Consider the following 5054-nt stretch of genomic DNA (forward strand, 5'->3'; position numbering starts at 1 on the left):
AGTCCTTGCTGGTCGCCCAGGCGATGAACTTCTCGGCCGATGCCGTCTTCTGCGAGCCGGCCGGGATCGCGAGGTTCCAGGCCCAGAGCCAGTTGCCGCGTTTGCCGAGGCCCGTATCGGGCGCCAGCGCATAGCCGACCTTGTCGGCGACCGTCGATTCCTTCGGGTTGGAAACGAAGGACGCCGCCACCGTGGCGTCGATCCACATGCCGCAATTGCCCTGCTGGAACAGCGCCAGGTTCTCGTTGAAGCCGTTCGAGGACGCGCCCTGCGGGCCGGCGTCGTTCATCAGCTTGACGTAGAAGTCGAGCGTGTTCTTCCATTCCGGCTGGTCGAACTGCGGGGTCCACTTCTCGTCGAACCAGCGAGCGCCGAAGGCGTTCGCGGTCGCCGTCAGGAAGGCCATGTTTTCGCCCCAGCCGGCCTTGCCGCGAAGGCAGATGCCGTTGATGCCGGCATTGCGGTCGGTCATCTTGCGGGCGGCGTCGGCGATGAATTCCCAGGTCGGGGCGTCGGGCATGGTGAGCCCGGCCTTCTCCATCAGGTCCTTGCGGTACATGACGAAGGAGCTTTCGCCGTAGAACGGCGCGGCATAGAGCTTGCCGTCATCGCCGGTCAGGCCCGAGCGGATGGCCGGCAGCAGGTCGTCGACGTCGTAATCGGCGCCGAGATTGTCGAGTGGCACCAGCCAGCCCTGCTTGGCCCAGATCGGAACTTCATAGGTGCCGATCGTCATGATGTCGTACTGACCGCCCTTCGTCGCGACGTCGGTCGTGACGCGCTCGCGCAGCACGTTTTCCTCGAGCGTCACCCACTCGAGCTGAATGTCCGGGTTCTTCTTGGTGAAATCTTCCGTCAGTCCCTGCATGCGCACCATGTCGCCGTTGTTGACGGTGGCGATGGTCAGCGTTTCGGCATGGGCGAAACCGCTGAGGAGAGCAGCCGAGCTGACGCCCAGCAGAAGGGTTCTCAAATTCATCATCTTCCTCCCAGAAGAGTTATGAGCATTTGCTTTGCTCGTGAGCAATTACCCACAAACAGGCGCAGGAAGTCAACAACCAATCGTTGCTGCACCGCACAAGGCGGGACTGCGACCATTGAATCGCATGGGAAATTTCTATGTGGGAAAAACGCTCAGGAGTGCGCGGGAAGGTCGGCCGTCAGGCCGAAAGCAGGTAACGCGCCGTCGCTTCGTCGGTGATGACACCGTTGATCATACGCCCGCGCAAGGCGGCCAGGAGGGCGAGATATTTTCGCTTGCCCTTGGCGAGGCCGATGACCGTCGTCGTTTCACGCGGTGGCAGGGGCACGGAGGCGACGCGTTCATTGATGCTGCCGTCGAGCAGCTTGCCGTTTCGGTCGAACATCCAGCCGCAGATTTCGCCGGCTGCGCCGTCTTCCATCAGCCGCGCCATTTCCTGCGGGTCGAGGAAACCGTCGAGGCAGAGCGGCGCGTCCGCGCCGAGCTCACCGATGCCGACGAAGGCGACATCCGCCTCGCGGCCGAGTTGCAGCGTCGACTGCACGAGGCTCTGCTTGTGCAGAAGATCGCGCTCCTCGATGGAGGAGACGAGCACCGGCAACGGCATCGGATAGTGCCGCGCCTTGACGGCATCGGCCATGGAGAAGATGACGTTGTAGTAGGCCGCAGAACCGTCCGGGCCGATATTGCCGGTCAGCGACATGATGCGGTGTTGCGGACATTCCATGGCCGGCAACTGGTCGATCGCCGCCTTCAGCGTGCGGCCCGTACCGACCGCCAGCACGATCGGCTCGGATTTCTTCAGCCAGCGCTCGATTTCCGCAGCCCCTGCCTCGGCAATGCCGATCGTCGTCGAACTGGAACCGGGATCGCTCGGCACGATATCGACATGCACGAGACCGAACTTCTTGCGCAGCTCCTCGCCGAGCTCCAAGCATTCGGCGATGGGATGGTCGAGCCGCACCTTGATCAGGCGCTCGGCGACGGCAAGCGACACCAGACGCTGGGCGGATTGCCGGGAAATGCCCATGGCGGACGCGATCTCGTCCTGCGTTCGGCCCGCGACATAATAGAGCCAGCCGGCCCGTGCCGCATCGTCCAGCCGTCCGGCCGTCTCCGTCCGCTTCGCCATTGCATTTCCCTTCTTTGTCCTGATTTGCTGCATCTTTTCCCGCCCCCTGTCAAACGTCATCTGACGGCGCAGCAAGGACAGACGACGCTGCGGTCCGTTCTTGACGAACGGAAAACATAACCAGGATCATCATGTTTATTTTTACTTCAGACACTGAAAAACCAGCATTTTTTCTGAAGTTTTACCGTTTGATAAAAAAATAAAGCTGAGTTACCGTTCTCTTATTCAAAAAGCCCACGCGAATGGGAGATAATCATGGGAACGACGCAATCTGGGATCCATCGGGGGCGTCTGACGCCGGCCGAATACGACACGAATTTTTCCGACCTTCACCCGCGCCTCGACGATCATGAGGCGCTGGTCGCAGCCGACCGCTGCTACTTCTGTCACGACGCGCCGTGCATGACGGCCTGTCCGACCGCCATCGACATTCCGCTGTTCATTCGCCAGATCTCGACGGGCAATCCGATCGGCTCGGCAAAGACGATCTTCGACCAGAACATTCTGGGCGGCATGTGCGCCCGCGTCTGTCCCACCGAGACGCTCTGCGAACAGGCCTGCGTGCGCAACACCGCCGAGCACCGTCCGGTGGAAATCGGCCGCCTGCAACGCTATGCGACCGATGTGGCGATCAGCGAAAACCAGCATTTCTATGAACGCGCCGCGCGCACGGGCAAGGCGATCGCCGTTGTCGGCGCCGGCCCGGCCGGTCTCGCCTGCGCCCATCGGCTGGCCATGGAAGGCCATGATGTCGTGATCTTCGAAGCCCGCGAAAAGGCCGGCGGCCTCAACGAATACGGCATCGCCACCTACAAGGCGGTCGATGATTTCGCCCAGCGTGAAGTGGATTACGTACTCGCCATCGGCGGCATCGAAGTGAAGAATGGGCTGAAACTCGGCCGCGACTTCACCCTCGCCGATCTCGCCGCCAATTTCGATGCCGTCTTCCTCGGCATGGGTCTGGGCGGCGTCAATGCGCTCGGCGCTGAAGGCGAAAACCTGCCCGGCGTCTATGACGCGGTCGATTTCATCGCCGAGCTGCGCCAGGCAACCGACAAGGCCACCGTTCCGGTCGGCCGCCGCGTCGTCGTCATCGGCGGCGGCATGACAGCCATCGACGCCGCCGTCCAGGCAAAGCTGCTCGGCGCCGAGGAGGTGACGATCTGCTACCGCCGCGGCAAGGAGCACATGAACGCCTCACCCTTCGAACAGGATCTTGCCGCCGCCAAGGGCGTGATGATCCGCCACTGGCTGCAGCCGAAGCGCGTCATCGCCCGCGACGGCCAGGTTGCCGGCATCGAGATGGAATATACCGAAATCCAGGACGGCAGGCTCGTCGGCACCGGCGAGACGGGCGTTCTCACCGCCGACCAGATCTTCAAGGCCATCGGCCAAACCTTCGAAGCGGCGGGCCTCGGTTCGCTCGCCATGGCCGGCAACCGCATCGCCATCGACAGCGAAGGCCGCACCTCGGTCGCCAATGTCTGGGCGGGCGGGGACTGCGTGAAGGCGGGAGAAGACCTTACGGTCACCTCCGTTGCCCAGGGCCGCGATGCGGCCGATTCGATCAACCGCATGCTCGCTGCCGGTGCGCAGCCTGCCTCTGCCGTCGCTTGAGGAGCTGAGACATGGCTGATCTTCGCAACAATTTCGTCGGCATCAAATCGCCCAATCCGTTCTGGCTCGCTTCTGCGCCGCCGACAGACAAGGCCTACAATGTCGAGCGCGCCTTCAAGGCGGGCTGGGGCGGCGTGGTCTGGAAGACCCTCGGCGAGGAAGGCCCGCCCGTCGTCAACGTCAACGGCCCGCGTTACGGCGCGATCTGGGGCGCCGACCGCCGCCTGCTCGGCTTGAACAACATCGAACTCATCACCGACCGCGACCTCTACACCAACCTGCGCGAGATGAAGCAGGTCAAGATGAACTGGCCGGACCGGGCGCTGATCGCCTCGATCATGGTGCCCTGCGAGGAGGAGAGCTGGAAGGCGATCCTGCCTTTGGTGGAAGAGACCGGCGCCGACGGCATCGAGCTCAACTTCGGCTGTCCGCACGGCATGTCCGAGCGCGGCATGGGTGCCGCCGTCGGCCAGGTGCCGGAATATATCGAAATGGTCGTGCGCTGGTGTAAGCAGTACACGCGCATGCCTGTTATCACCAAGCTGACGCCTAATATCACCGATGTCCGCAAGCCCGCCCGCGCCGCCAAGGCCGGCGGCACCGATGCCGTGTCGCTGATCAATACCATCAACTCGATCGTCTCCGTCGATCTCGACAATTTCGCGCCCAACCCGACGGTCGGTGGCAAGGGCACGCATGGCGGCTATTGCGGCCCGGCGGTCAAGCCCATCGCGCTCAACATGGTGGCCGAGATCGCCCGCGATCCGGAAACCTACGGCCTGCCGATCTCCGGCATCGGCGGCGTCACCACCTGGCGTGACGCCGCGGAATTCCTGGTGCTCGGCGCCGGCAACGTGCAGGTCTGCACGGCCGCGATGACCTACGGCTTCAAGATCGTGCAGGAGATGATCACGGGTCTGTCCGACTGGATGGACGCCAAGGGTCACCGCACTCTCGACGACATCTGCGGCCGCGCCGTGCCCAATGTCACGGATTGGCAGTATCTCAACCTCAACTACATCGCCAAGGCCCATATCGATCAAGATGCCTGCATCAAGTGCGGCCGCTGCCACATCGCCTGCGAGGACACCTCGCACCAAGCGATCACGCAGTTCGTCGATGGCGTCAGGCACTTCGAGGTGATGGAAGACGAGTGCGTCGGCTGCAATCTCTGCGTCAACGTCTGCCCCGTCGAGAACTGCATCACCATGGTCGGCCTGGAACCCGGCACGCTCGACCAGCGCACCGGCAAGGTCGTCGATCCGAACTATGCGAACTGGACGACGCATCCCAACAACCCGATGGCCCGGCAGGCTGCGGAGT

General features: G+C 63.0%; 4 protein-coding genes. 2 read left to right on the forward strand and 2 right to left on the reverse strand.

The window, feature by feature from the left end; genetic code table 11:
- Window positions 1-979: ABC transporter substrate-binding protein (locus ACOZKU_RS04675; RefSeq protein ID WP_421577867.1), on the reverse strand; the 979-nt coding region annotated here is incomplete at its 3' end.
- 181 nt (window positions 980-1160) lie between these two features.
- Window positions 1161-2114: a sugar-binding transcriptional regulator gene (locus ACOZKU_RS04680; protein WP_421577868.1), complete on the reverse strand. Its 954-nt coding sequence runs from the start codon at window positions 2112-2114 to the stop codon at window positions 1161-1163.
- Window positions 2115-2369: 255 nt separating this feature from the next.
- Here ACOZKU_RS04680 and ACOZKU_RS04685 point away from each other — a divergent pair, with 255 nt between their 5' ends.
- Both ACOZKU_RS04685 and preA read left to right on the forward strand, forming a co-directional pair.
- Window positions 2370-3731 (forward strand): NAD(P)-dependent oxidoreductase, encoded by a 1362-nt coding sequence (locus ACOZKU_RS04685; protein WP_421577869.1) that lies wholly within the window; start codon window positions 2370-2372, stop codon window positions 3729-3731.
- A gap of 11 nt (window positions 3732-3742) precedes the next feature.
- Window positions 3743-5054 (forward strand): NAD-dependent dihydropyrimidine dehydrogenase subunit PreA (preA, locus tag ACOZKU_RS04690; protein ID WP_421577870.1); only part of this gene is annotated, 1312 nt, incomplete at its 3' end.

Origin of the sequence: Shinella sp. M31 (assembly GCF_049199205.1) — a bacterium.
In the GTDB taxonomy this organism is placed as follows: Bacteria; Pseudomonadota; Alphaproteobacteria; order Rhizobiales; family Rhizobiaceae; genus Shinella.

Excerpts from the sequence above, each read along its gene's own strand:
- ACOZKU_RS04680 (WP_421577868.1), bottom strand. The coding sequence starts at position 2,114 with ATGGCGAAGCGGACGGAGACGGCCGGACGGCTGGACGATGCGGCACGG.
- ACOZKU_RS04685 (WP_421577869.1), top strand. The coding sequence starts at position 2,370 with ATGGGAACGACGCAATCTGGGATCCATCGGGGGCGTCTGACGCCGGCC.